21 protein-coding genes and 1 pseudogene are annotated in these 26,303 nt (G+C 72.0%); 7 read left to right on the top strand and 15 right to left on the bottom strand.

Going from position 1 to position 26,303, the window contains the following annotated elements; genetic code table 11:
* Positions 1 to 38: 38 nt before the first annotated feature.
* The 10 genes from ACIBJC_RS24520 to rsmH form a co-directional block, all read right to left on the bottom strand.
* Positions 39 to 830, bottom strand: a complete 792-nt coding sequence (locus ACIBJC_RS24520) for a cell division protein FtsQ/DivIB (RefSeq protein WP_399295852.1) — start codon at positions 828 to 830, stop codon at positions 39 to 41.
* Between the two features lie 22 nt (positions 831 to 852).
* Positions 853 to 1,947: an undecaprenyldiphospho-muramoylpentapeptide beta-N-acetylglucosaminyltransferase gene (murG, locus tag ACIBJC_RS24515; protein WP_399295850.1), complete on the bottom strand. Its 1,095-nt coding sequence runs from the start codon at positions 1,945 to 1,947 to the stop codon at positions 853 to 855.
* Between the two features lie 6 nt (positions 1,948 to 1,953).
* Entirely contained in the window at positions 1,954 to 3,390 is a 1,437-nt protein-coding gene (ftsW, locus tag ACIBJC_RS24510; protein ID WP_399295848.1) for a putative lipid II flippase FtsW, read from the bottom strand.
* Positions 3,391 to 3,526: 136 nt separating this feature from the next.
* Positions 3,527 to 4,933 (bottom strand): UDP-N-acetylmuramoyl-L-alanine--D-glutamate ligase, encoded by a 1,407-nt coding sequence (murD, locus tag ACIBJC_RS24505; RefSeq protein WP_399295846.1) that lies wholly within the window; start codon positions 4,931 to 4,933, stop codon positions 3,527 to 3,529.
* Positions 4,930 to 6,000 (bottom strand): phospho-N-acetylmuramoyl-pentapeptide-transferase, encoded by a 1,071-nt coding sequence (gene mraY / locus ACIBJC_RS24500; RefSeq protein WP_399295843.1) that lies wholly within the window; start codon positions 5,998 to 6,000, stop codon positions 4,930 to 4,932. The genes murD and mraY overlap by 4 nt, the downstream gene beginning before the upstream one ends.
* Positions 5,997 to 7,427, bottom strand: a complete 1,431-nt coding sequence (gene murF / locus ACIBJC_RS24495; protein ID WP_399295841.1) for a UDP-N-acetylmuramoyl-tripeptide--D-alanyl-D-alanine ligase — start codon at positions 7,425 to 7,427, stop codon at positions 5,997 to 5,999. The genes mraY and murF overlap by 4 nt, the downstream gene beginning before the upstream one ends.
* 4 nt (positions 7,428 to 7,431) lie before the next feature.
* Complete coding sequence (locus ACIBJC_RS24490; RefSeq protein ID WP_399295839.1) at positions 7,432 to 9,180, bottom strand: UDP-N-acetylmuramoyl-L-alanyl-D-glutamate--2,6-diaminopimelate ligase; 1,749 nt, start codon at positions 9,178 to 9,180, stop codon at positions 7,432 to 7,434.
* Positions 9,181 to 9,197: 17 nt separating this feature from the next.
* A complete protein-coding gene (locus ACIBJC_RS24485; RefSeq protein ID WP_399295837.1) occupies positions 9,198 to 11,168 on the bottom strand; it encodes a peptidoglycan D,D-transpeptidase FtsI family protein in 1,971 nt (656 codons plus the stop codon).
* Between the two features lie 4 nt (positions 11,169 to 11,172).
* Entirely contained in the window at positions 11,173 to 11,670 is a 498-nt protein-coding gene (locus tag ACIBJC_RS24480) for a cell division protein FtsL (protein WP_399295835.1), read from the bottom strand.
* Positions 11,670 to 12,626 carry a 16S rRNA (cytosine(1402)-N(4))-methyltransferase RsmH gene (gene rsmH / locus ACIBJC_RS24475; RefSeq protein ID WP_399295833.1) on the bottom strand — a complete coding sequence of 319 codons (957 nt, stop codon included), beginning with the start codon at positions 12,624 to 12,626 and terminating at the stop codon, positions 11,670 to 11,672. Before rsmH ends, ACIBJC_RS24480 begins: the two co-directional genes overlap by 1 nt.
* 282 nt (positions 12,627 to 12,908) lie before the next feature.
* Between rsmH and ACIBJC_RS24470 the strand changes: the two genes are divergently transcribed.
* The 4 genes from ACIBJC_RS24470 (at position 12,909) to ACIBJC_RS24455 (ending at position 18,611) form a co-directional block, all read left to right on the top strand.
* Entirely contained in the window at positions 12,909 to 13,535 is a 627-nt protein-coding gene (locus tag ACIBJC_RS24470; RefSeq protein WP_399295831.1) for a beta-class carbonic anhydrase, read from the top strand.
* Between the two features lie 233 nt (positions 13,536 to 13,768).
* Positions 13,769 to 14,830, top strand: a complete 1,062-nt coding sequence (locus tag ACIBJC_RS24465) for an AAA family ATPase (RefSeq protein WP_399295829.1) — start codon at positions 13,769 to 13,771, stop codon at positions 14,828 to 14,830.
* A complete protein-coding gene (locus ACIBJC_RS24460) occupies positions 14,830 to 16,188 on the top strand; it encodes a DUF58 domain-containing protein (RefSeq protein WP_399295827.1) in 1,359 nt (452 codons plus the stop codon). Before ACIBJC_RS24465 ends, ACIBJC_RS24460 begins: the two co-directional genes overlap by 1 nt.
* Positions 16,185 to 18,611 carry a DUF3488 and DUF4129 domain-containing transglutaminase family protein gene (locus tag ACIBJC_RS24455; protein ID WP_399295825.1) on the top strand — a complete coding sequence of 809 codons (2,427 nt, stop codon included), beginning with the start codon at positions 16,185 to 16,187 and terminating at the stop codon, positions 18,609 to 18,611. Before ACIBJC_RS24460 ends, ACIBJC_RS24455 begins: the two co-directional genes overlap by 4 nt.
* Positions 18,612 to 18,739: 128 nt before the next feature.
* Here the strand turns inward: ACIBJC_RS24455 and ACIBJC_RS24450 are convergent, their stop codons facing one another.
* The 3 genes from ACIBJC_RS24450 to ACIBJC_RS24440 form a co-directional block, all read right to left on the bottom strand.
* Positions 18,740 to 19,138: a DUF3040 domain-containing protein gene (locus ACIBJC_RS24450; protein ID WP_329826021.1), complete on the bottom strand. Its 399-nt coding sequence runs from the start codon at positions 19,136 to 19,138 to the stop codon at positions 18,740 to 18,742.
* Positions 19,139 to 19,446: 308 nt separating this feature from the next.
* Positions 19,447 to 20,232 carry a methyltransferase gene (locus ACIBJC_RS24445; RefSeq protein WP_399295822.1) on the bottom strand — a complete coding sequence of 262 codons (786 nt, stop codon included), beginning with the start codon at positions 20,230 to 20,232 and terminating at the stop codon, positions 19,447 to 19,449.
* Between the two features lie 94 nt (positions 20,233 to 20,326).
* Complete coding sequence (locus ACIBJC_RS24440) at positions 20,327 to 20,866, bottom strand: SAV_6107 family HEPN domain-containing protein (protein WP_399295820.1); 540 nt, start codon at positions 20,864 to 20,866, stop codon at positions 20,327 to 20,329.
* 156 nt (positions 20,867 to 21,022) lie between these two features.
* Here ACIBJC_RS24440 and ACIBJC_RS24435 point away from each other — a divergent pair.
* From ACIBJC_RS24435 to ACIBJC_RS24425, 3 genes and pseudogenes are all read left to right on the top strand, one after another.
* A pseudogene (locus tag ACIBJC_RS24435) lies at positions 21,023 to 21,631 on the top strand (TetR/AcrR family transcriptional regulator).
* Between the two features lie 522 nt (positions 21,632 to 22,153).
* The gene (locus ACIBJC_RS24430; RefSeq protein WP_399295818.1) at positions 22,154 to 22,744 is read left to right on the top strand and encodes a DUF4126 domain-containing protein; all 591 of its coding nucleotides are present in this window, start codon (positions 22,154 to 22,156) and stop codon (positions 22,742 to 22,744) included.
* Between the two features lie 25 nt (positions 22,745 to 22,769).
* Positions 22,770 to 24,263, top strand: coding sequence for a phytoene desaturase family protein (locus ACIBJC_RS24425; RefSeq protein ID WP_399296052.1), 1,494 nt, complete (start codon positions 22,770 to 22,772; stop codon positions 24,261 to 24,263).
* A 78-nt stretch (positions 24,264 to 24,341) separates the two neighbouring features.
* On the opposite strand, the gene ACIBJC_RS24420 is transcribed toward ACIBJC_RS24425, so the two are convergent.
* Positions 24,342 to 25,325 carry a hypothetical protein gene (locus ACIBJC_RS24420; RefSeq protein ID WP_399295816.1) on the bottom strand — a complete coding sequence of 328 codons (984 nt, stop codon included), beginning with the start codon at positions 25,323 to 25,325 and terminating at the stop codon, positions 24,342 to 24,344.
* 12 nt (positions 25,326 to 25,337) lie between these two features.
* Complete coding sequence (gene metF / locus ACIBJC_RS24415; RefSeq protein ID WP_329826014.1) at positions 25,338 to 26,255, bottom strand: methylenetetrahydrofolate reductase [NAD(P)H]; 918 nt, start codon at positions 26,253 to 26,255, stop codon at positions 25,338 to 25,340.
* Positions 26,256 to 26,303 lie beyond the last annotated feature (48 nt).

The following is a 26,303-nucleotide window of genomic DNA, read 5'->3' as shown; positions in this document are numbered from 1 at the left end:
CGCTGACCAACCAGGGTGCTGGCCAGCGCATATGTCCGTCAACTCCCTGACGCGGCAGGTGCCGTGGGTGCGCTCACATCGAAGTGCCCCGCTTTGGGGACCGCTTTCATGAGGGCGGCGAGCGCACGCGCCTTGGCCGCGCCGTCCTCGCCGCTTCCCCACATCACCGTACGTCCGCCGGTCAGCTCCAGGGAGATGGAATCGTACGAACGGACCCGGACGGCCCTCGTCTCCCTGGCTACGCCGCCGGGGAGTTCGCTCCGGACGGCCACCGCCTCGCGCATCAGCCGGTCGGTTCCGAAACGATCGGAACCGGCCGGTCGAGCGGCCGTCATTCTCAGTAGGGGAACACCTGCGGGTGCCTTGTCGACGGTCGCGAAACGGACGCCACCGGCGTCCATTTCGATGAACTTCGCACCCTTTTCGATGAGCAGCGCGGGTTTACGTTCGATCACTTTCAGACTGATCCCGTCCGGCCATGACCGGGTGACATCGACGGAGTCGATCCGGGGCAGCTCCCGTCGCAGCCGGGCCTCCACCGCGTCCGTGTCGACGGAGACCAGCGGCTCCCCGAGGGGCACCGCCGCCACCGACTCGACCTCGGCGCGGGTGAGTACCCCGGTGCCGGAGGTGGTCACCTTCCCGACGCGGAGCCACTGGGAGCCGTAGAGCGCCCAGAGGACCCCGCCGGCCACCACGACCGCGGCGGTCACCGCGATCAGCAGCCGGGGGCGCGGCAGCCGGAACCGGCCGCCTCCGCCCCCTTCGCCGGGGTGGCCGGAGGCCGGCTTCGGTCGTGCGCCGCGCTCGGCGGTCGTCCCTCCGGCCACGCTGCTGCCTCCTGCCTCCCGCCTACGCCCTTCGGCGTGCGGCGATCGCCTCGTACACCATGCCGACCAGCAGCTCGTCGGCGTCCCTGCGGCCGAACTCCGCCGCCGCGCGCGACATCTCGAACAGCCGGTGCGGATCGGCGAGCACCGGAAGCACCTGGCTCTGGATCCACTCGGGCGTCAGTTCCGCGTCGTCGACCAGCAGTCCGCCGCCGGCCTTCACCACCGGCTGGGCGTTGAGCCGCTGTTCGCCGTTGCCGATGGGCAGCGGGACGTAGGCGGCGGGCAGTCCGACGGCGGAGAGTTCGGCGACGGTCATCGCGCCCGCGCGGCAGAGCATCATGTCGGCCGCGGCGTACGCGAGGTCCATCCGGTCGACATACGGTACCGGGATGTAGGGCGGCATACCGGGCATGTTGTCCACGCGCGGCATTTCGTTCTTCGGGCCGACCGCGTGCAGGATCTGGATCCCGGAGCGCTGGAGCACGGGGGCGATCTGCTGGATCACCTCGTTGAGCCGGCGCGCGCCCTGCGAGCCGCCGGAGACCAGCAGCGTCGGCAGGTTGGGGTCGAGCCCGAAGGCGGCGCGCGCCTCGGGGCGCACCCGGGCGCGGTCGAGGGTGGCGATGGTGCGGCGCAGCGGGATGCCGATGTAACGCGCGTCACGCAGTTTGCTGTCGGGCGTGGAGACGGCCACCGCGGCCGCGTACCGCGAGCCGATCTTGTTGGCGAGTCCGGGCCTGGCGTTGGCCTCGTGGACGATGATCGGCACCCCGAGCCGTTTGGCGGCCAGGTAGCCGGGCAGCGCGACATAGCCGCCGAAGCCGACGACACAGTCCGCCTTGGTGCGCTCCAGGATCCGCTCGGCGGCCTTGATCGTGCCGCGCAGCCTCCCCGGTACGGTGATCAGTTCGGGGGTGGGCCTGCGCGGCAGCGGTACGGCGGGGATGAGCCCGAGTTCGTAACCACGCTCGGGTACGAGCCTGGTCTCCAGTCCGCGCTCCGTGCCGAGGGCCGTGATCCCCACGGTGGGGTCCTGCCTGCGCAGGGCATCCGCGAGGGCGAGCGCGGGCTCGATGTGGCCGGCGGTCCCCCCACCGGCGAGTACGACATGCACCGAAATTCACCGCTCTCCGGACGGACGCTTCTTGACGCGCCGTCTCATCGTCTTCCAACTCACCCCGGGCCGCTTCCTGCCGAAGACAGGCTGCCGCATGGCCAGGGCCGCCTTCGCGGCGGGATCCTCCCGTGCGAACGCGATCAGCAGCCCGACCGCGAACATCGCCGGCAGCAGGGCCGACCCTCCGTAGGAGAACAGCGGGAGCGGGACTCCGGCGATCGGCAGCAGGCCGAGCACCGCACCGATGTTGATCACGGCCTGCACCGTGATCCAGGTGGTCACACCTCCCGCGGCGTACCTCACGAAGGGGTCCTCCGTGCGTCCGGCCACGCGAATACCCGCATAGCCTAGAGCCGCGAACAGTGCGAGTACCGACAGCGTCCCCGCCAGCCCCAGTTCCTCCCCGGTGATGGCGAAAATGAAGTCGGTGTGCGGTTCGGGTAGTTGACCCCACTTTTCCACACTCGCGCCGAGGCCGGAACCGAACCATCCGCCGGAGGCGAGGGCGTAGATTCCGTGGACCGCCTGCCAGCACTGCCCCTCGGGTCCCAGGTCCTTCGCGGCGATGCAGCCGAACCGGTCCAGCCGGTTCTGGCTGGTCTGGATGAGCATGAAGCCGATCAGTGCGGCGACGCCGAGGACTCCGGCGAAGAGCCGGGTGGGGGCGCCGGCCAGCCAGAGCAGCCCGAAGAGGATCGCGGTGAGGATGATCGCGGTGCCCATGTCGCCGCCGAGCATGATCAGTCCGAGCAGCAGGAAGCCGCCGGGGACCAGCGGCACCAGGAGATGTTTCCACTGGGTCAGCAGCCGTCTGTCGTTCTTGCGGGCGAGCAGGTCGGCGCCCCACAGGACGAGGGCGAGCTTGGCGAACTCACTGGGCTGGAGCTGGAACGGACCGCCGAAGTAGATCCAGTTCTGGTTTCCGTTGACGGACCGTCCTATCCCGGGGACCTGGACGAGCACCATCAGGAAGACGCTGGAGACCAGCATGGGGTACGAGAGGGCCCGGTGCAGTTTGACGGGCATCCGGGAGGCGGCCAGCAGCAGCGCGGCGCCGATGACCACCGCGAGGAACTGTTTGCGGAAGAAGTAGGTCGCGGGCAGCGAGTTCTGGAGCGCGTAGATCATCGACGCGGAGTAGACCATCACGAGGCCCAGCACGGTGATCAGCAGGCCGCTGCCGAGGATCAGGTAGTAGGCAGTGAGCGGCCGGTCCCAGGCCCGCCTCAGCCGCTCGTAGAGGCGCCTGGTGCGGGCCCCGCGGGGCGGACGGGGTGCCCGGCTCCGCGCCGTGCGCCGGGCCGCGGGCGGCCTGCGTACGGCGGCTCCCGGGGTCCTGCCGCGGAGTGCGGGCCCTCCCCCGGGCGCGGGCACTCCCGCGAGGCTCCAGCGGGGCGTCACGGGCTCGCGTTCCCGGTCCGCGGTGTCGTCGGCCGGCATCGTCGCTGTCCCCTCCAGTCGTGCCTGGCGCGGCCGTCACGGCTGTCGCGGCGTTCGGCGGGCCGGGGCGTGTTCCGCGGGGCCGCCGCTGTCGCGGCCCCGCGGAACAGTTCAGCACGGCGCGGGGCCGGACCGGTCAGGCTTGCTCATCCAGGGCGTGTACCGCGTCGGCGAACGCCTCGCCCCGCTTGTTGTAGTTGACGAACATGTCCATGGAGGCGCAGGCGGGGGCCATCAGGACCGTGTCCCCCGGCCGCGCGAGGCGCCCCGCTTCACGGACCGCCGCCGACATCGCCCCAGTGTCCGTCCGGTCGAGGTCCACGACCGGGACTTTGGGGGCGTGTCGCGCGAGTGCTTCGCGGATCAGGGCCCGGTCGGCGCCGATCAGGACCACGCCGCGCAGCCGTTTCGCGGAGGCGGTGACGAGGTCGTCGAAGGACGCGCCCTTGGCGAGTCCGCCCGCGATCCAGACGATCGGGTCGTACGCGGCGAGGGAGGCCTCCGCGGCGTGCGTGTTGGTGGCCTTGGAGTCGTCGATGTACGTGACGCCCCCGATCTCCGCGACGCGCTCGATCCGGTGCGGGTCCGGATGGAACGCGCGCAGTCCGTCGCGTACGGCGGCGGGTTCGACCCCGTACGCGCGGGCGAGGGCGGCGGCGGCGAGCGCGTTGGCGATGTTGTGCGGGGCCGGCGGGTTCACGTCGGAGACCTGGGCGAGCTCCTGGGCCTGTTCGCGGCGGTTCTCGACGAAGGCCCGGTCGACCAGGATGCCGTCCACGACGCCCAGTTGGGAGGGGCCCGGGGTGCCGAGGGTGAAGCCGATCGCCCGGCAGCCCTCCTCGACGTCGGCCGCGCGCACCAGGTCCTCGGTGGCCGGGTCGGCCGCGTTGTAGACGCAGGCGACCGTGTTGCCCTCGTAGACACGGCCCTTGTCGGCGGCGTACGCCGCCATGGAGCCGTGCCAGTCGAGGTGGTCGGGGGCGAGGTTGAGCACGGCCGCGGAGTGGGCGCGCAGGCTCGGCGCCCAGTGGAGCTGGTAGCTGGACAGTTCGACGGCGAGGACGTCGTACGTCTCCTCGCCGGTGATGGCGTCCAGCAGCGAGACGCCGATGTTGCCGACGGCGGCCGTGCGCAGCCCCGCGGCGGCCAGGATCGAGGCGAGCATCCTGACCGTCGTGGTCTTGCCGTTGGTGCCGGTGACGGCCAGCCAGGGGGCCGCACCGGGCCCCCGCAGACGCCAGGCCAGTTCGACGTCGCCCCAGATCTCCACGCCGGCCGCCGCGGCGGCCGTGAAGAGGGGCTTGTCGGGCTGCCAGCCGGGGGCCGTGACGATCAGCTCGGTGGCCTCGGGCAGGGTCGCCCCGTCACCGAGGCGCACCGTCACGCCGAGCTTCTCCAACTCGGCGGCCTGGGCGCGGGCCCGTTCGTCGTCCTTGTCGTTGACGACGGTGACGACGGCGCCCAGGCCGTGCAGCACCCGGGCCGCCGGGATCCCGGAGATCCCGAGACCCGCGACGGTGACCCGCTTGCCCTGCCAGTTCACTTCTCTGCCGCCCAGCCCGCGTAGAAGAGTCCGAGACCGACGATGACGCACATGCCCTGGATGATCCAGAAGCGGACCACCACAAGGACTTCGGACCACCCCTTGAGTTCGAAGTGGTGCTGGAGGGGTGCCATCCGGAAGACGCGCTTGCCGGTCATCTTGAAGGAGCCGACCTGGATGACCACCGACATGGTGATCATCACGAAGAGGCCGCCGAGGATCGCCATCAGGAACTCCGTGCGGGAGCAGATCGCCAGACCGGCGAGCGCGCCGCCGAGCGCGAGCGATCCGGTGTCCCCCATGAAGATCTTGGCAGGCGAGGTGTTCCACCACAGGAAGCCGAAGCAGGAGCCCATCAGGGCGGAGGCGACGACCGCGAGGTCGAGTGGATCGCGTACCTCGAAACAGGCGTTGGGGTTGGTCAGGGTCAGCGCGTTGGCGCAGGACTCCTGGAACTGCCACAGCCCGATGAACGTGTACGCGCCGAAGACCATCACCGAGGCGCCGGTGGCCAGGCCGTCCAGACCGTCCGTCAGGTTCACGCCGTTGGACATGGCGAGAATCATGAACAGCGCCCAGACGACGAAGAGCACCGGGCCGATCGACCAGCCGAAGTCCGCGACGAACGACAGCTTGGTGGAGGCCGGGGTGTTGCCCCGGTAGTCGGCGAACTGCAGCGAGAGCACCGCGAAGGCGATACCGACGATGAGCTGGCCCGCCATCTTGGCCTTGGCCCGCAGCCCCAGCGACCGCTGCTTCACAATCTTGATGTAGTCGTCGAGGAACCCGACGAGCCCCATCCCGCCCATCAGGAACAGGACGAGCAGTCCGGAGAAGCTCGGGGGCTCACCGGTGAGGACCTTCGCCAGGGCGTACGCGATAAGCGTGGCCAGGATGAAGGCGATGCCGCCCATCGTGGGCGTGCCCTGCTTGCTGCCGTGGGTACGGGGTCCGTCGTCCCGGATGAACTGCCCGTACCCCTTCCGGGCCAGCAGCTTGATCAGCAGTGGAGTGCCGATCAGGGTGAGGAAGAGCCCGATGGCTCCCGCGAAGAGGATCTGCCTCATCGGCCGGCGACCTCGCCCTCGGTGGCGTTCTCCAGCAGTGCCTGGGCGACCTTTTCGAGGCCGACCGACCTGGAAGCCTTCACCAGCACGACGTCTCCCGGACGCAGTTCACTGCGCAACAGGTCGATCGCCGCCCGCGCGTCGGACACGTGCACCGACTCCTCACCCCACGAACCCTCGTTGTAAGCGCCCAATCGCAGCCAGGACGCTTCCCTGCCCCCGACTGCCACGAGCTTGCTGACGTTGAGCCGGACGGCGAGCCGTCCGACCGCGTCGTGCTCGGCGAGCGACGCGTCACCCAGCTCGGCCATCTGCCCGAGCACCGCCCACGTACGGCCCCCCTCGGCGCGTGAGGCACCACCCATGGCGACCAGCGCGCGGAGCGCCGCTCTCATGGATTCGGGGTTCGCGTTGTAGGCGTCGTTGACGATCGTCACGCCGTCCGAGCGCTCGGTGACCTCCATACGCCAGCGGGAGAGGGTCCCCGCCTCGGAGAGCGCCACGGCGATCTCGTCGACGGACATGCCCAACTCATGAGCGACGGCGGCCGCGGCGAGCGCGTTCGACACGTGGTGCTCACCGTACAGCCGCAGCGTCACCTCGCTGCACCCGGAGGGTGTTCGAAGGCTGAACGCGGGCTGTCCGGTGGCTGTGAGACGGACGTTCTCTGCCTGTACGTCTGCTTCGCCCGACTCCCCGAAGAGCACGACGCGCGCTTTTGTGCGCGACGCCATGGCGCGAACCAGTGGGTCGTCGGCGTTGAGTACGGCCACACCGCCGTCGGCGGCGGACGGCAGGGACTCGACCATTTCGCCCTTGGCCTGGGCGATCTGTTCCCGGCCGCCGAACTCGCCGATGTGCGCGGTGCCGACGTTCAGGACGAGTCCGACGGTGGGCGGGACGAGTCCGGTGAGGTAGCGGATGTCCCCGATGTACCGCGCGCCCATTTCGAGCACGAGGAAGCGGGTGTCCGCCTCGGCGCGGAGCGCCGTGATGGGCAGCCCGATCTCGTTGTTGAGGTTGCCGTCCGGCCAGACCGTGGGGCCCGCGCGCCGCAGGAGCTGCGCGATCAGGTCCTTGGTGCTGGTCTTTCCGGCCGATCCGGTCAGCGCGACGGTGGTGGCGCCGAGGCGCTTCACCACGGTGCGTGCGAGGGCGCCGAGGGCCTGGACGACATCGTCGACGACGATGGCGGGCACGCCGACGGGGCGGGTGGCCAGCACGGCCACCGCGCCCGTCTCGACGGCGCGTCGCGCGTAGTCGTGGCCGTCGACGCGGTCGCCGGCGAAGGCGGCGAAGAGGCCGCCCGGCTCGACGGCGCGGGAGTCGTACACGACGGGGCCGGTGACACGGACGGCCGGATCCGGTATGTCGTGCGGCTGCCCGCCGACGATGGCGGCGATCTCGGCGAGGGAGAGGGCGATCACTGGGTCATCCCTGACTGTTGTTCTCGTTGCGGGCGCGGGACGGGGGGCGCTGCTCGCCGGGGTCTGCGTCGTGGCGCAGGGAGCGCTCGATGGCCTCGCGCAGGACCTGGCGGTCGTCGAAGGCGCGTACCACTCCGGCGACGTCCTGGCCCTGCTCGTGGCCCTTACCCGCGATCAGTACGGTGTCGTCGGCCGCGGCGCGTGCGACGGCCGCGGCGATGGCGGCGGCCCGGTCGGAGTCGACCAGGACGTCCCCGCGTTCGTGGACCGGCACCTCGGCGGCACCGGCGAGCATCGCGGCGAGGATCGCCAGCGGGTCCTCGCCGCGCGGGTTGTCGGAGGTGAGGACGGCGGTGTCGGCAAGGCGCGCGGCGGCGGCGCCCATCGGCCCGCGTTTGGTCTGGTCGCGGTCGCCGCCGCAGCCGAGGACGATGTGCACCTTGCCCTTGGTGACCTTGCGCAGGGAGCGCAGCACCGATTCGACGGCGTCCGTCTTGTGCGCGTAGTCGACGACGGCCAGGTACGGCTGTCCGGCGTCCACGCGCTCCAGCCGGCCAGGAACGCCGGGGACGGCGGCGATGCCGTCGGCGGCGGTCTGCGGGTCGATCCCGGCCACGGCCAGGGTGACGATCGCGGCGAGGGTGTTGGCGACGTTGAACGGGCCCGGCAGGGGCGCCTCGGCGGTGACGCGCTCGCCGCGGGGGCCGACGGCGGTGAAGGTGGAGCCGTGCGAGCCGACCTGGACGTCCTCGGCGCGCCAGTCGGCGTCGGGGTGGCCCTCGGCGGAGAAGGTGGTGACGGGGACGCCGGACTCGGTGGAGAGCCGCAGGCCGTACGCGTCGTCGACGTTCACGACGCCGGTCCTGCTGCGCTCGGGGGTGAACAGCCGCGCCTTGGCCTGGAAGTAGTCCTCCATGTCGGAGTGGAACTCCATGTGCTCCGGGCTGAGGTTGTTGAAGACGGCGACGTCGAAGACGCAGCCGTCGACCCGGCCGAGCACGAGGGCGTGGCTGGAGACCTCCATGGCGACCGAGCGGACGCCGCGTTCGCGCATGACCGCGAAGAGCGCCTGGAGGTCGGTGGCCTCGGGGGTGGTGCGCTCCGACTTGAGGCGCTCGTCCTCGATGCGCGTCTCCACGGTGCCGATGAGGCCCGTACGGTGGCCGGCGCCGCGCAGTCCGCCCTCGACGAGGTAGGCCGTGGTGGTCTTGCCCGAGGTGCCGGTGATGCCGATCTGGAGCAGGTCGGTGCCGGGGTTCCCGTAGATCGCTGCGGCGAGTTCGCCCATGCTGCCGCGGGGGTCGGGCACGGTGAGGACGGGCAGCCCGGTGGCGGCGGCGCGGTCGGTGCCGGAGGGATCCGTGAGGATCGCGACGGCTCCGAGATCCGCGGCCTGGCCGGCGAAGTCCGCCCCGTGGAGGCGGGCGCCCGGGAGCGCGGCGTACACGTCCCCGAGGCGCACGGCGCGCGAGTCGTGGGTGATCCCGGTGGCTTCGCCGGGTCCCGCCGCCGTGGCGCCCGGTGCCTCGGTGCCCAGCAGGGCGGCCAGCTCGGCGAGTGAGGTCGGGCGGACCCGGTCCGGACGGGGCGTCCCCGGAGTGTTCACAGGGGCGTCCTTGGAGGGGGTTCGGTACTGATCAGCTTGTGGCACGGCGGTGAGCGTACCGGGGTGGACGGGCGCCGGGCCACGTGAGGCGGGCTGGTGCGCGGGCGGGTCCGGGTGGTTCCCGGAACCGGAGGTGATCGTTGTCACTGGGACTTTCCCTGGGGTCACTCGCCGGGTTTGAAGCTGACCGGCAGCCGGGCGGGTTTGCTGCCGGTCGGTTCGACCCGCAGTGTCTTGAGAGCGAACTCCATGACCTTCTTGTAGATGGGTCCGCAGATCTGTCCGCCGAAATAACTGCCGCTCGTGGGGTTCTGGATGGCGCAGTAGACGGTGATCTGCGGGTCGTCGGCGGGCGCGAATCCGGCGAAGGAGGCGGTGTAGCCCTTGTAGACGCCGAGCTTCGGGTCGACCCGGTTGGCCGTACCGGTCTTGCCCGCGATGCGGTAGCCGGGGATCTGTGCCTTGGTGCCGGTGCCCTCCACGTCGGCGACGACCGACTCCATCATGGTGGCCACCGTCTTGGCGGTCTTCTCGCTGACGACCCGCGTCTTCTTGGGGGCGGGCGCCGCGGTGAAGCGGTCGTCGGGGCCGTTGGTGCCGCGGATCAGGGTGGGTTCGATCCGTACGCCGCCGTTGGCGATGGTCGAGTAGACCGAGGCGGCCTGCATGGCGTTGAGGGAGAGCCCCTGGCCGAAGGGGATCGTGTACTGCTGCGAGGTGGACCAGTCCTTCGGCGGGGCGAGGATGCCGCGGGTCTCGCCCGGGTAGCCGAGGCCGGTGGGCTGTCCGATGCCGAACTTGTCGAGGTAGGAGTGGAGCACCTTGTTGGCCTCGGGCTGGGTCTTGCCGAGTTGCCCGGTGGCCAGGATGGTGCCGATGTTGCTGGACTTGGCGAGGACGCCGTTGAGCGTCAGGTACCAGGTGGGGTGGTCGATGTCGTCCTTGAAGAGCCGGTCGCCGCGGTGCAGCCGGTTGGGGACCACGACATGGGTGCCGGGGGTGGCCGCCTCCTCCTCCAGGACGGCGGCCATGGACATGACCTTGGCGGTGGAGCCGGGCTCGTACGCGTCCTGGAGCGCCGCGTTGCCCATGGAGGCGGAGTTGGCCTGGGCGAGGTCGTTGGGGTCGAAGCCGGGGGCGTTGGCCATGGCGAGGACCTCGCCGGTCCTGGTGTTCTGGACCACCACGTAGCCGCGGTCGGCCTTGGACTGCTTCACCTGGTCGGCGATGGCCTGCTGGGCCGCCCACTGGATGTCCCGGTCGATGGTCAGCTCGATGTCCGAGCCGGGTACGGCGGGGGTCTCGCGGGAGCTCGCGGTGGGGACCCGGCGTCCGCCGGACTGGGCGTAGGTGACCTTGCCGTCCTCGCCCGCGAGTTCCTTGTCGAGCATGGACTCGATGCCGCCTCCGCCACGCCCCGCGGCGTTGACGTATCCGAGTATCCCGGCGGCGAGGTCGCCGTTGGGGTAGACCCGCTTGCTGCTGGTCTCCTGGAAGACGCCCGCCAGCACGCTGACGGCGCCGTCGGCTGACTTCTCCTTGCTCGCCTTCTCGGCGAGCACCCGCTTGAGGTCCTTGATCTGGTTCCAGACCTGCGGGGTCTGGCGGCGGGCCAGCACCGCGTAGCGGGACTTGGGGGTCTTGAGCTTCTTGGCGAGTTCGCCGGTGTCGGCGCCGAGGATCGGCGCGAGCAGGGCCGCGGCCTGTTCGGGGGCGTCGCGGATCTTGCTGAAGTCGGGGGTGAACATCGACGGGTCGGCGGTGATGTCGTACGCGTCGTCGCTGGTGGCGAGCGCGACACCGGACCGGTCGGTGATCTGGCCGCGCTCGGCGGCGATGGTGTGGCTGAGGTAGCGGCTCTTCTCCGCCTTGGCCGCGTACGCGCTGGCGTCGACGGCCTGCACCTGGAGCAGCCGCACGACGAACACCAGCATGACCAGCGTCAGGCCGAGACCGACCAGCCGGAGCCGGGGGCGGGGGCTGCCGAGCTGGATCCGGCGCGGGGCGCGGGAGCCGTTACGGGGCCGGCGCGGCGCCGGGCGGGCGGCGGGGCGGGGCGGGGTACGGGGGCGCCCGCCGCTGCCGGAGCGCGCGGGGTTCGGCACCCGGCGGCGCGGTGGTTCCTTGGGGGGCACTGCGTCACCTGCCGGAGGTCGTCGGGGCCGGCGTACCGGATGCCGGTGCGGGGGACGGCGAGCTCTCCTCCATGACGGAGGGCCGGGGGGCGGGCCGTACGGAGAGCTGGGCGGAGGGCTGGGCCGACGGCCCGTCCCCGGCCGCGCCGGGGAGGCCGCGTACCGTACCGTCCGGATTGAGGAAGGCCGGGCTGCCGCCGGGGACCATGCCCAGCTCGCGGGCGCGCCGCTCCAGCGCGTACGGGGCGGAGAGGTCGTCCACGTCCCGTTGCAGCGCCTGCTGTTCGTCGGTGAGGTCGGTGGTGCGCTTCTTCAGGTCGGTCAGTCTGAACGACCCTTCGCTGAGGGCGGAGTTCAGCAGCAGCAGGGCGATCAGGCCGCCGCCGAGGAGCAGCACGACCAGCAGGACGAAGGGGGTGCGGGCCGCCGAGCTGTTCCCGGCGGGCAGCACCTCGGCGAGGCGTGCGGCCCGCCCCTTCAGTTGCTTGGCCGGCCCCTTCATCACTGGACGTCCTCCCGGATCCGCTGCGCCCCCCGCAGCCGGGCGGGGGCCGCGCGGCGGTTCTCCGCGACCTCTTCCTCGGTGGGGAGTTCCGCGCCGCGGGTGAGCAGCTTCAGCCGGGGCTGGTAGCGCTCGGGGACGACGGGCAGGCCGGGCGGCGCGGTGTTGGCGGCCCCGGCCGCGAAGACCTGCTTGACCAGGCGGTCTTCCAGCGAGTGGTACGAGAGGACGGCGATCCGGCCGCCGACGGCGAGACTGCGTACGGCGGCGGGGACCGCCTGTTCCAGGACGGCGAGTTCGCCGTTGACCTCGATGCGCAGGGCCTGGAAGGTGCGCTTGGCGGGGTTGCCGCCGGTGCGCTTGGCGGCCTGCGGGAGGGAGTCACGGATCAGCTCGACGAGCCGGGCGCTGTGGCTGAAGGGCTCCTTGTCGCGCTCCTTGACGACCGCGGACACGATGCGCTTGGCCTGCTTCTCCTCGCCGTACGCGCGCAGGATGCGCACCAGTTCGCCGGGCGGGTAGGTGTTGAGGACCTCCGCGGCGCTGACGCCGGTCGTCTGGTCCATCCGCATGTCGAGCGGCGAGTCCTGGGCGTACGCGAAGCCGCGGTCGGCCTCGTCGAGCTGCATCGAGGAGACGCCGAGATCGAAGAGGACGCCCTGGACGCGGCGGATGCCCAGGTGGTCGAGGACGTCGGGCAGTTCGTCGTAGACGGCGTGCACGAGCGTGGCCCGGTCCCCGTAGGGGGCGAGGCGTTCGCCGGAGAGCCGCAGCGCCTCCTGGTCGCGGTCGAGCGCGACGAGCCGTGCGGCGGGGAAGGAGGCGAGCAGCGCCTCGCTGTGTCCGCCGAGGCCGAGGGTGCAGTCGACGACGACGGCGCCGGGCTCGGCGAGGGCGGGGGCCAGCAGGTCGAGGCACCGCTGGAGCATCACCGGTACATGCCGGACCTGGTTCATGCGCCCTCTCAAGTACGGACGGTCGTACGTACCACCGAGCGGGAAGGGGCCGAGCCGCACGTACGCCGCGTTATGCGGGAAAATTCGGGGATGCGTTCTGGCACGTGTTCAGGATGTGTCCGTGAACTTCGCGCCACTTTAGTCCACGCTTCCCGGTGGTTCCGGGCCACCCGGCCGGTCAGCGCGTCGCGGGGTGTTCGAGCTGTCGGTCCGCGAACGCCGTTCTTCACCCGTTCGGCCGCAGGGTACTCGACCTTGTGGGTTAGCTCACACCAAGCCGCGATGGCGTTCTTTGTCCCCTCCCACAGCGGGCTTCCCCCACCGGTGACGACTAACGTCACAGGTATGCCGACTTCCGCACATCTCCCCGCAGAGCCCTCAGGGGCCCCCGCCGGTGCGGCCCGCACCGGCGGTACCGTCACCGACCGCCTCATCGACGCGAACAGCGCGTACGCGTCCGGATTCAGCGATCCGGGCATGGACGCCAGGCCCGTGCTCCAGGTCGCCGTGGTCGCCTGCATGGACGCCCGGCTCGACCTGCACGACGCGCTGGGTCTCTCGCTCGGCGACTGTCACACCATCCGTAACGCGGGGGGTGTCGTCACCGACGACGTGATCCGCTCGCTCACCATCAGCCAGCGGGCGCTGGGGACACGCAGTGTCGTCCTGATCCACCACACCGGCTGCGGTCTGGAGAGCCTCACCGAGGAATTCCGGCACGAGCTGGAGATGGAGGTCGGCCAGCGGCCCGCGTGGGCCGTCGAGGCGTTCCGTGACGTCGATCAGGACGTGCGGCAGTCGATGCAGCGCATACGAACCTCGCCGTTCCTTCCGCACACCGACGACGTACGCGGCTTCGTCTTCGACGTGAAGACCGGACTGCTGCGGGAAATCGATCCCGCGGGCTGAGCAGGACCGCCCTGCCCGTACGTATGGAACGGGGGCGTTGACCGGCCCCGAAAGGCAGCAAAGCAGACAGGGACCCACCGACTTATCCACAGGCGGATGACACGAAGCGGTAACGGCGACGAGAATGCGTGTGGGACACCGCTCCGGAACCTTCCGGAGACGGTGTCCGTGTTTCGGGGAGGGCCGGGCCGTCTGATGAGCATCGGCCCGTTGAAAGGGCCGAGGAGGGCCGGGTGACGACCTATGACGATCGAGCGAGCCTCACAGATCTGACCACCACAGCGGAGCGTGTGCGCGCATCGGTGGAGGGTGTGATCGAGGGCAAGCCTGAGGTCGTACGGCTTTCGCTGACCGTGCTCCTCGCCGAGGGCCATCTTCTGATCGAGGATGTTCCCGGCGTGGGCAAGACCATGCTGGCCAAAGCGCTCGCGCGCTCCATCGACTGTTCGGTGCGGCGTATCCAGTTCACGCCCGACCTGCTGCCTTCCGACATCACCGGGGTGTCGATCTACGACCAGCAGCGGCGGGACTTCGAGTTCAAACCGGGGGCGATCTTCGCGCAGATCGTGATCGGCGACGAGATCAACCGCGCCTCGCCCAAGACCCAGTCGGCGCTGCTGGAGTCGATGGAGGAGCGTCAGGTCACCATCGACGGGCAGACCTACGAACTGCCCAGCCCGTTCATGGTGGTGGCCACCCAGAACCCGGTCGAGATGGAGGGCACGTACCCCCTGCCCGAGGCGCAGCGCGACCGCTTCATGGCCCGGGTGTCGATCGGCTACCCGAGCGCGGAGGCCGAGTTGCAGATGCTGGACGTGCACGGCGGGGTCTCCCCGCTCGACGACCTCCAGCCGGTGGCGCACGCGCACGACATCGTCAAACTGATCGACGCCGTACGCTCGGTCCATGTCGCCGAGTCCGTGCGGCGTTACGCGGTCGAGCTGGTCGGGGCGACCCGTAACCATCCGGATCTCAGACTCGGCGCCTCGCCGCGCGCCACGCTCCACCTGCTGCGCGCGGCGAAGGCCGCGGCGGCGCTCGCCGGGCGGGAGTACGCGCTCCCGGACGACGTGCAGTCGCTGGCGTCGGCGGTGCTGGCGCACCGGCTGCTGCCCACGGCCCAGGCCCAGTTGAACCGGCGTACGGCGGAGCAGGTCGTCCAGGACATCCTCCAGCGGACCCCGGTGCCCACGGCGGACGGCGGACGGACCGCCGCGGGCCGCCCGGTGGTCGGCGGACCCGCGGGGCCCGGCGGGGCGCTCCTCGGCCAGCAGTCCGGCGCCCGGCGGCTGTGATGGCGTCCGGGGGGCCGGCCGCCGGGGACGGCGAGGAGAAGGGCGGGGTGCGGGCCGCCCTGTCCGGACTGACCACCCGCGGCCGGTCGTTCCTCGCCGCCGGTATCGCCGCCGCCGTGTGCGCCTACGTCCTCGGCCAGTCGGATCTGCTGCGGGTGGGACTGCTGCTCGCCGTGCTGCCGCTGATCTGCGTGGCGGTCCTGTACCGCACGCGCTACCGGGTGGCGGGCAGCAGGCGGCTGGCGCCCTCACGGGTCCCGGCGGGGGCCGAGGCGCGGGTGCATCTGCGGATGGACAACGTCACACGGCTGCCCACCGGGCTGCTGATGCTCCAGGACCATGTGCCGTACGTGCTCGGGCCGCGCCCCCGCTTCGTGCTGGACCGGGTGGAGCCGGAGGGCCGCCGTGAGGTGTCCTACCGGGTCCGCTCCGATCTGCGCGGACGTTACCCGCTCGGACCGCTCCAGCTCCGGCTGAGCGACCCGTTCGGGATGTGCGAGCTGACCCGTTCGTTCAGCGCGTTCGACATCCTGACGGTCATCCCGCGCACCGAACCGCTGCCGCCGGTACGGCTCGCGGGCGAGGCCGCGGGCCACGGCGACGGGCGCCAGCGCTCGCTGGCACTGGCCGGTGACGACGACGTGATCCCGCGGGGATACCGGCACGGCGACGACCTGCGCCGGGTGCACTGGCGCTCCACCGCCCGCTACGGCGAGCTGATGGTGCGCCGCGAGGAGCAGCCGCAGCGGGCGCGCTGCACGGTCCTGCTGGACACCCGGCGGATCGCCTACCAGGGTTCAGGGCCCGACTCGGCCTTCGAGTGGGCGGTGTCCGGGGCGGCCTCCGCGCTGGTGCACATGCTGGAACGCGGCTTCGCGGTACGGCTGCTGACGGACACCGGCGGTTCGGTGCCCGGCCAGGGCGCGGAGGGCTTCGCGGGCGCCACCCAGGACTCCGCGGACTCGGCCGGGCTGATGATGGACATGCTCGCGGTCGTCGACCACTCCGACGGGGCGGGCCTCTCCGGCTCGTACGACGTGCTGCGCGGCTCCACCGAAGGGCTGCTGGTGGCGTTCTTCGGCGATCTGGACGAGGAGCAGACCGCGGTGGCCGCCCGGATGCGGCAGCGCAGCGGCGCGGCCGTCGCCTTCGTCCTCGACTCCTCCGGCTGGACGCAGGGTCCGAGGGACGGCGCCGAGGCCGAGAAGCGGCTGCGGCAACTGCGCGAGACGGGGTGGACGGCCCTGGCCGTGCCCTCCGGCGCGGCGCTGGCCGACCTGTGGCGGCAGGCCGGCCACCAGCACTCGGAATCGGCCGTCGCGGGCGGTACGACAGGCTTCTCCGGAGGATGGTCATGAGCGCTCACGGAAGACTGGCGCTGTGCGCCTTCGCCGCCACGCTGATGGCGGCGGGCGCGCTGACCCCGCTGGTCGAGTCGCCCACCTGGCTGGTGCAGTGCGCGTTCATGGTGGGCGTCGTGAGCGGGGTGGGGGCGCTGGCCCGGCGGGTTCCGCTGGCGCGGGCGCTGACCGTCGTGTTCCAGACGGTCACGGTCCTGCTGCTGCTCACCCTGGTCTTCACCAAGGAGCAGGCCCTGTTCGGCTTCGTGCCGACGCCCGACTCCGTCCGGGAGTTCGGCCGACTGCTGACCTCCGGCGGCGACGACGTCGGGCGGTACGCGATACCGGCCCCGGCGACCGAGGGCATCCGGCTGATGCTGATCGGCGGCGTGCTGGTGATCGGGCTGGCGGTGGACGCGATCGCGGTGACCTTCCGCAGCGCCGCCCCGGCGGGGCTGCCGCTGCTCGCGCTCTACTCGGTCGCCGCGGGGCTCTCCGGAGGGGCCGGGGGGTGGCTGTGGTTCCTGCTGGCCGCCACCGGGTATCTGCTGCTGCTCCTGGCCGAGGGCCGGGACCGGCTCTCCCAGTGGGGCAGGGTCTTCGGGGGCGCGCCGCGCCCGGCCGGCCGGTTCGCGTCGGCCTTCGACCCGACCGGGCGGGCCCCGGTCCGTACGGGCCGCAGGATCGGTGTGGTGGCGCTGGGCGTCGCGCTCGCGGTCCCGGCGGCCCTGCCCGCCCTGGACGGCGGGCTGCTGGCCGGCGCGGGCGCAGGGAACGGCTCGGGGGTGGGCGGCGGGGGCACGATCTCCGCGGTCAACCCGCTGGTGTCGCTCCAGGACAATCTGAACCAGCCCGAGGACCGCGAGGCGCTGCGCTACCGGACGAACGCGAAGGACACCCAGGATCTGTATCTGCGGATCATGGCGCTGGACAGGTTCGACGGCACGTCCTGGCGGTTCTCGCAGCGCGGTGTGGAGGACGTGCCGGACACCCTGCCCTCCGCGCCCGGGCTGCGGAGCGAGGTCGAGACCACGGAGATCAGGACCACCATCTCGGCGGCCGGGTGGTACCGGCAGAACTATCTGCCGATGCCCTACCCGGCCTCCAAGGTGAAGATCGACGGGCGCTGGCGCTTCGAGCCCACGGGCCGGACGCTGGTGGGCGACCGGGGCCAGTCGACGCGGGGCGCGCGGTACGAGGTCACCAGCCTCCAGGTGACCCCGAGCAGGCAGCAGCTCGCCGAGGCGCCCGAGGCCCCGTCGGCGCTGCGCCGTGAGTACACGCGGGTGCCCTCGGTGCTGCCGGAGGTCGTCAGGTCGACGGCGCGGGAGGTCACGGCGGGGGCGACGAACGACTACGAGAAGGCCGTCAAGCTCCAGGACTGGTTCGCGCTGGACGGCGGCTTCTCGTACAACACGGCCGTCGACTCGGGCACCGGCGTCGCGGCGATCACCCGCTTCCTGCGGAACAAGGAAGGTTTCTGCGTCCACTTCTCCTTCTCGATGGCGGCGATGGCCCGCACGCTGGGCATCCCGGCGCGGGTCGCGGTGGGCTTCACCCCGGGCACCGCGCAGCCGGACGGCTCGATGTCGGTCGGCCTGCGGGACGCGCACGCCTGGCCCGAGCTGTACTTCGAGGGGGTCGGCTGGACCCGCTTCGAGCCGACGCCGAGCCGGGGCAGCACCCCCGACTACACCCGTCCCGAGGTCCCGACCGACACCCCGAGCGACTCGGCGAGCGAATCCACCGACACCTCGGCCGCGCCGTCCACGGAGCCGTCGGCCTCGGAGAGCTGCCCGGCGCAGGCCCGGCGGCAGGGCGAGTGCGACCCGACGGCGGACGCGGGCGTCCTGCCGCCGACGGACCAGGGCACCCCGACCGGAACGGTGCTCGCCGTGGTGGCGGGCTCGCTGGCGGTGCTGCTGCTGCCGCTGCTGCCCCTGCTGTGGCGGACACGGGTCAGGGCGCGGCGGTTCGGCTCCGGCGGGCGGTCGCCGGCGGACGCCACGGACAGGACGCTCGCGGCCTGGCGTGAAGTCACCGATACGGCGTGGGACCACGGCATACCACCGGACGAGTCGCAGACCCCCAGGAAGATGGCCGGGCGGATCGTCCGGCTGGGTGGGCTGGACGGCGAGGCGGCCGAGGCCGTGCACCGGATGGCCGGATCCGTGGAGCAGGTGCTGTACGCGCCGGTGCCACGGCCCGGCGTGGGGCTCGCCGAGGACGCCCGACTGATCCGGCAGGGCCTGAGCGCCTCGGCCGACCGGTGGACGCGGCTGCGCGCACTGCTCGCGCCTCGCTCGTCCGTTCGGGTGATCTGGTACGCGGCGGAGCAGTGGCGTGCGCTCGCCACACGGTGGACGGACCGGCGCCTGGAACTCACCCGCCGGATGGCCACGGCCACGACGCGCCTGCGGCCGTCGCGACAGCGCGGCTGAGACGGGCCAGGTCGAGCCGGGACGGAGAAGACGGACAAGGCTGAGGGGCGGACGCTTGAAGCGTCCGCCCCTCAGCCTTACTGTCCCGGCCTGCTGTCGCTCGGTGAAGCTCTGCGACAGGGCTGGTGCTACTGCCCCTGTTCGTCGCGGCGGCGCTGCCACCGCTGCTCGATCCGATTCATCATGGAGCGGCGCTGTCTCGGTTGGCGCCGGTCGGCGGGTGCGCCGCCCGCCGCCTGCTGCTGCTCACCTGGTTTGGGCGCTTTGCGCCAGCCGGTGACCGCCAGGACCGCACAGCCCAGCATGACGAGGAACCCCACCACGCTGATCCAGATCTGCTGGGCGACCATTCCGGCCATGAGGAGCGCGATACCCACCAGGAAGCCTGCGACTGCCTGGTAGACCCGTCGCCGGGTGTACGTACGCAGCCCGCTTCCCTCAAGCGCTGTCGCGAACTTGGGATCTTCGGCGTACAGCGCTCGCTCCATTTGCTCGAGCATTCGCTGCTCGTGCTCCGAGAGCGGCACGGAGTCCTCCTAGTCGTCGGTCGCGGGGGGCGACCGGTATGCGGCTCCTTCAAGGATAGGCAGGGAATCGCCCCCGTGAAACCCGCCCTCAACGCCAAATCGCCATTCCGGGCCGCCATGTCGGCTCGGTCGCTGAGGCGTTGATTCCCCAACCATCGATCCGTCATGCCGGATGGTGTACCCCGATCATACGGCGCCCGGAGCCCCACTGGGGGGCCTGTGGCGCACTCCATGCGGAGCTGCGTCGCTGATCAGCCATGTACGGGGCGTTCCGGACGGTTCACCGGGGGTTCCCCGACCGTTGGCGGTCAGCTCCTTTTCTCGCCCAGAACGTGGAGCTGGCTGGCCACGGAGTGGAACGCGGGCAGCTCGGCGGCTGCCGCCTCCAGCTTCAGCAGGGCGTCCAGGGCCCCCGGCTGGGTGTCCACGAGGCCTCCGGGCACCAGATCGGCGAAGACCCGGACGCCGTGGACGGCGCCGATCCGCAGACCGGCCCCGGCGACCAGCTCCGTGAGCAGCTCGGCGGTGAACCGCCGGGGCACCGGATCGGCCTCGCCCCAGCGGCCCGCCGGGTCGGTGAGCGCCTGCCGGGCCTCCGCGAAGTGCCCGGCGAGCGCCCTGGCCAGCACGGCGCCGCCCAGCCCCGCGGCGAGCAGGCTCAGCTCGCCCTCGGGGCGCAGGGCGTCGACCGCGTTCCGTACGCCTTCGGCGGGATCGTCCACGTACTCCAGGACGCCGTGGCACAGCACCGCGTCGAAGCCGCCGCGTCCGACCACGTCGAAGAGGCCGTGGATGTCCCCCTGCACCCCGTGGACACGCTCGGCGACCCCGGCCTCCGCCGCCCTGCGCTCCAGGGCGAAGAGCGCGTTCGGGCTGGGGTCGACCACGGTCACCCGATGCCCCAGACGGGCGACGGGCACCGCGAAGTTACCCGTTCCCCCTCCGGTGTCGAGGACGTCCAGGGCGTCCGTGCCCGCCGCCTCGGCCCGGCGGTCGAGGGCGTCCTTGAGGACTTCCCAGACCACGGCGGTACGGAGGGAGCCGCGGGGGCGCGATGGCGTCTCCCCACCGATGACAGGGGAAGGATCCGACACGGCAGTTGACTCCTCGGCGCGGTGCCGCCCCTGGCGGCGGGGCGTGGAACAGGACAGACTGCGCCCACCCTATTGCCTCGGCCGTCCTGCCTGGTCATCCAGCGGCATCGCCCGGCCGTGGCTGTTCCCCGCGGGGCTGGGGCAGCACCGGATCGAGCACGAGCAGGCGCTCCACCAGGCGCAGGAACATCCCGGCGGCCCTGAGCAGGTCGTCGGCGTCGCGGCCATTGGCCGCGCCCTGTATGCCGGCCTCGGCGCGGGCCCTGCGGGTGGCTCCCGCGGCGAAGAGTCCGCCCCACTCGGACAGCTCGGGCGCGATCTCGGGAAGGACCTCCCAGACGCTCCTGATCCGCTGCCGGCGCCGCGGGGTGGTCTCGGGGCGGCCACGGGCCGCGAGGACCGCGGCGGCGGTGCGCAGGGCGGCGAGGTGGGCCGTGGCGTAGCGCTCGTTCGGAGTGTCCAGGGTGGCGGCCTCGTCCAGTCCGCCGCGCGCCTGCGCGAGCAGATCGAGGGCGGCGGGCGGTGCGGTGGCCCGGCGCTGGACGGGGTGGACGTCGCTCGGTGGTCCGGTCAGTGAGGGTGCAGGGCCGTCGGTACGGCGCCGGTGTGCGGCACGTGCGTAGGAACTGGCCATGACGAACCTCCTGTCGTCGTGTGACGGCTTCGTGGCCGTATGTGTCCATCGTGACGGGTACCACTGACAATCGGCCTGACCTGCGACTTCGCCCCGAATGGCGGAAACGCGCGGACGCGCCGCGGTGGCCGGGGAGCACCTGTGACAATCGTCGCCATGGACAGCACCAGCACCCGCCGCCGGGCCACTCGGCAGAAGCTCTACGAGGCCGCCGTGACCCTTATCGCGGAGCAGGGCTTCTCGGCGACGACGGTGGACGAGATCGCCGAGCGCGCCGGGGTGGCCAAGGGCACCGTCTACTACAACTTCAAGAGCAAGACGGAGCTGTTCGAGGAGTTGCTGCGGCACGGCGTCGGGCTGCTCACCGTGTCCCTGAAGGACGCGGCCGACCGTACGGCGGCGCGCGGCGGCGGCCCGGTCGAGTCGCTGGACGCGATGATCCGGGCGGGTCTGGTCTTCATCGACCGCTATCCGGCCTTCACGCAGCTCTACGTGGCGGAGCTGTGGCGGACCAACCGGGCCTGACAGTCGACGCTGCTGGTGGTACGTCAGCAGGCGGTCGCGGTGGTGGAGGCGGTCCTGGTGCGGGCCGTCGAGGCCGGTGAGCTGAGCGACGAGATCGATGTGCCGCTGACGGCGGCGGCGCTGGTGGGGATGGTGCTCGTGGCGGCGCTGGACTGGAAGGCGTTCCAGCCTGAGCGTTCGCTCGACGAGGTGCACGTGGCGCTCTCGCGACTGCTGCACGGACGCGTCGCCGGGCACTGAGACGGGGCCCGGCAGGGCTGGACAAGGGGCGACGCGGGACAAGGGGCTCCCGCATACGGAAATGCGTCGGTCCGGTGCGGCTCATCCCCCATGAGCCGCACCGGACCGACGCGTTCCCCCGTATCCCCCCTTGTCCCCCTGTTCCCCCGTCCCCCCTGCGTTCCCCCCGTATCCCCCTTGCTTTCCCCCGTTCTCCCCCAGCCTTCCCTCTTGGCCTTCCCTTCCCCTTGGTACCCACCCCGTTCCCCCGTGGTGCCGGAGGGCCCGCCCTCCACCGATCCTCTGTGGATCCCCCGTGGTCGCCGGGCCCTCCGTTCCGCACCCCCGTCACGTCCAGGGAGCCGCACCCGTTCCGCCGCCCCGTGCCGGCGGTACCGGTACCGCGCCCCTTCCGTGGGCTCCACTCTTCCGTTCGCGCAGGTCGCGGCCCATCCGCGTCCCTACTCATCTCTCCTACTAGGTACGTGTACTCAGGTCTCCGTACGCGTCCCCACTCCCGGCCGCACGGCTACGATCGCGTCCGTGTCCGTACTTCCCCTGATCTTCACGAGCGGCTGGGCCAGCGGCATCAACGCCTACGCGGTGGTGCTGCTGTTGGGCCTCTTCGGCGCCACCGGGCTGACCGACGAGGTGCCCGCGTCACTGCAGCGCACCGACGTCCTGATCGTCGTGGGCGTGCTCTTCCTCTGTGAGGCGGTGGCGGACAAGATCCCGTACGTCGACTCGGTGTGGGACTCCGTGCACACGGTCCTCAGACCGGTGGCGGGCGCGGTGGTCGGCGCGCTGCTCGCCGGACAGAGCGGCTCGCTGCCGGAGCTCGCGGCGGGCGCCGTGGGCGGCTCGACAGCCCTGGTGAGCCATCTCGTCAAGGCCGGCACCCGGATGGCGATCAACACCTCCCCCGAACCGCTGAGCAACGTCCTGGTGAGTACGGCGGAGGACCTGGGCGTCGCCGCGATCGTCATCTTCGCGCTGTTCCATCCGGTCGCCGCCGCGGTCATCGCGGGGACCCTGCTGGTGGCGGGCGTCGCGACGGTGTTCTTCCTGGCCACCAGGATCCGCCGCTTCCTGCGACGCAGGGCGCGGCGCCGGACTGTCAGCAGCACTGGCTAGAGTCTCGGGCATGGGACGGATGGTGATGGTCGGCGCCGGGATGGGCGCCATGGCCGCGGCTGCCCGGCTGGCCGTGGCGGGCCACCGGGTGACGGTGTACGAGCGCTCAGGGACGTACGGCGGGGCGGTGGACCGGTTCGAGCGGGACGGCTTCGTCTTCGACACCGGCCCCGGGCTGCTGCACCTTCCCGCGGTCTACCGCGATCTGTTCGTGAAGACCGGCAGAGAGTCCCTGGAGCGGAGCGTGGGGCTCGACCAGGTGGACCCGGCGAGCCGGCACGTCTTCGCCGACGGTACGGACGTCACGCTGCCGAACGCGTCGCGGGCGGGCGCCGTCGCCGCACTGGACGCGGCGCTCGGCGCGGGCGCCGGTGAGCGGTGGGCGGAGTTCCTCGGCCGCGCCAGGGACGCCTGGGACCGCACGCGCAGGCCGCTGCTGGAGGAGCCGCTGTGGAGCGACCCGCGGGCGCTCGGGCGCGACCCGTATCCGGCGCTGCGGCAGCGCCGGCTGCTGCGCGGCGCCCGGCAGGCCGCCACGGTCGCGGAGATCGGCGCCTGGGAGCTGGGCGACCCGCGGCTGGCGGCCCTGCTCGACGGATACGCCCTGTCGTACGGGCTGGACCCGCGGCACGCCCCGGCGTCCGCCGCGGTGCTGCCGTATCTGGAGCAGACCTTCGGCAGTTGGTATGTGCGGGGCGGCATGCGGGAGTTGGCCCGTGCGGTGTACGAGCGGTGTCTGGCCCGCAAGGTGGAGTTCGTCTTCGGCGCCGAGGTGACGCGGATCGTCGAGAAGGACGGCGCGGCGACTGGTGTGGAACTGGCGGACGGCACCCTCGTCGTGGCCGACGCGGTGGTGGCGGGGGTCGCGGCAGGCCGCCTCGTCGCGCGGGATCTCGACGGGCCCGGGGAAGGAGCCGTACGGGAGCGGCGCGGCGCGGCGGTGCCCGGGCGGTTCACGGTGCTGCTGGCGCTGCGCGGCGGCCGGGACGGGGACGCCGCGCACCGCACGGTGGTGCACGCACCGGACGGCGCGGCCGAGGCCGCCGCCGTCTTCGGCGGACGCATCGCGGAGCGGCCGACGGTCACGGTGCTGCGGCCCGACGACGCGGCGACGCGCCCCGACGACCGGCACGAGGCGGTGACGCTCACCGCGACGGTCGCCCCGCACGGCCCGGTCGACTGGTCCGACGGGGCGCTGCGCGCGCGGTACGCGGAGGTGCTGATGGCGGCGGCGGAGGCCGCCCTGCCCGGGCTGGCGGAGCGGCTGCTGTGGCACGAGGTGCGGACGCCCGCCGACACGGCCGCGCTGACCGGGGCCGAGGGCGGCGCGGTCCCGCCGCCGGCGCTGGCCGGGGCGGCGGGGGCGCTGCTGCACCCGGCGAACACCACGCGGCTGCCGGGGCTCTACCGCGCGGGCGGCTGGGCGCACCCCGGTGGCGGGCTCGCGCACGCGGGCATGTCGGGGGCGCTGGTCGCCGGACTGATCGTCGAGGGCGCGGAGTTCCGGGGCTCGCAGTGAGCGTGGCGTACGCGGGTATGACGTACGCGGGCGTCGTGCGGGCGTGACGCGGGCGGGCGGTCGCCCGGGGTACGGGCCTCAGTAGCGGTACTGGTCGTTGTAGCCGGAGCCGGAGCCCGCGTCGTACCCCTGCTGGGGCTTCTCGCCCGGTGCCGGGGGGAACGGGTCGTCCTGGCGCTCGCGCTGCTGCGGGACCCATACCCCGCCGGGCGGGGTGTCGTTGCCGTAACCCTGCTGGTCGCCGTGGTCTCCGTACGGCGCCGTGTACTGCTGCCGGCCGCCGAAGCTGTCGTACGCGTCGTACTGCTGGCCGCCGTTGGCCGTGCCGCCCCCGCCGTACGGGTCGGAGTAGGCGGCGTACTGCTGGTCGCCGGAGCCGTAGCCGTACGCGTCCTGGCTCGCGGCGTAGGTGTCCTGAGCCGTGTAGCCGCCCTGCCCGGCGTACTGGTCCTGGGCCGCGTACGTGTCGTGCGGGGCGTAGGCGTCGTGTGCCGCGTAGACGTCCTGGCCGGCCGGCTGCGTCCCGTAGCCGGGGTAGGCGTCGTAACCGCCGCCGTATCCGCCCGGGTCGGCCCCGTCCGAGGACGCGTCGGTCCGCGAGGCGGTGCGCGGGTCCTGGACCGCGTCGTCGTACACGCCGTACTGCCCGGTGTCGTCGGGCAGGGGCTCCGTGGCGTACACCGACGCGGGACCGGCCGCCGGGGCTGCCGGGGCCACCTGCTCGTACTCCAGGTCCGAGACCTCAAGGGCGGGTTCGCGGTCGGCGGCCTGCTCGCCGACGGCCTTGCGGCGGCGGCTGGCCCCCGGCCTGCCGCCGATGGCCCACCCCGTCGAGAAGCCGCTGCGGTAGGAGAGCGTCACATACGTCTGGCCCACCGCGAAGGCGATCGTGCCGAGCGCGATGACGGGGACGGACGCGATCAGCACACCGAGCACCACGCCCATGAACCCGGTGAAGGCGAGTATCCGCCAGCGCAGCCGCGCCTTGTACTGAAGCAGCACCTCGGCCAGCAGCCAGAGGGCAACGATGCCGAATGCGATGTAGAGGACCGCCAAGCCCATGCCCGCCCCTAGTCACGACTGCTCGTGCAGTCCGAGATTCTCGTAGATTTCGAGCGTCGCCGTGGAATTGTTGAGGGTGATGAAGTGAAGGCCAGGTACGCCTTCGGACAGGAGTCCGGCGCAGAACTCCGTCGCGAACTCGATGCCAATGGAGCGTACAGCGACCGGATCGTCCTTGACGGAGAGGATCCGCTCTTTCAGCTCCGCCGGGAAGACCGCGGTGGAGAGCTGGGGCAATCGCTCCAGCATCTTCACACTGGTGACCGGCATGATCTCGGGAATGATCGGGGTCGCGCAACCCGCGGCGGCGACCCGGTCACGGAGCCGCAGATAGCCCTCGGGGTCGAAGAACATCTGGGTGATCGCGTAGTCGGCGCCGGCCCGGCACTTGGCGACGAAGTGCCGGATGTCGGTGTCCCAGTCGGCCGAGCGCGGATGCATCTCGGGGAAGGCGGCCACACCGACGCAGAAGTCCCCGGACTCCTTGATGAGCCTGACCAGGTCGGCGGCGTACCGCACGCCCTGGGGGTGCTCGGTCCACTCGCCCATCGGGTCGCCGGGCGGGTCGCCCCGTACGGCGAGGATGTTGCGGATCCCGGCGTCGGCGTACTGCCCGACCATGTTGCGCAGCTCGGCCACGGACTGGTCGACGGCCGTGAGGTGCGCGACGGGGGTGAGGGTGGTGTCGGCGGCGATCCGCTTCGTGGCCCTGACCGTGCCGTCCCGGGTGGAGCCGCCCGCTCCGTAGGTCACCGAGACGAAGCTCGGGGCGACCGCCTCGACTCTGCGCAGCGCGTTCCAGAGGTTCCGCTCGCCCTTCTCGGTCTTGGGCGCCCAGAACTCGAAGGAGTACGAGGTTTTTCCGGTCGCGAGCAGGTCACGCACCGTATGCGCGTGATCCGATCGGGTCGAAGCTGTGCCAAGGGCCATACGTGCAGGTTATCGAGGGCGTGGCGGCCACCCAACCGGACGTGGGGC

Origin of the sequence: Streptomyces sp. NPDC050509 (assembly GCF_044457965.1) — a bacterium.
Classification (GTDB): domain Bacteria; phylum Actinomycetota; class Actinomycetes; order Streptomycetales; family Streptomycetaceae; genus Streptomyces.
The sequence above is the reverse complement of the archived record's forward strand: the minus strand, read 5'-3'. Positions and strand labels throughout refer to the sequence as shown.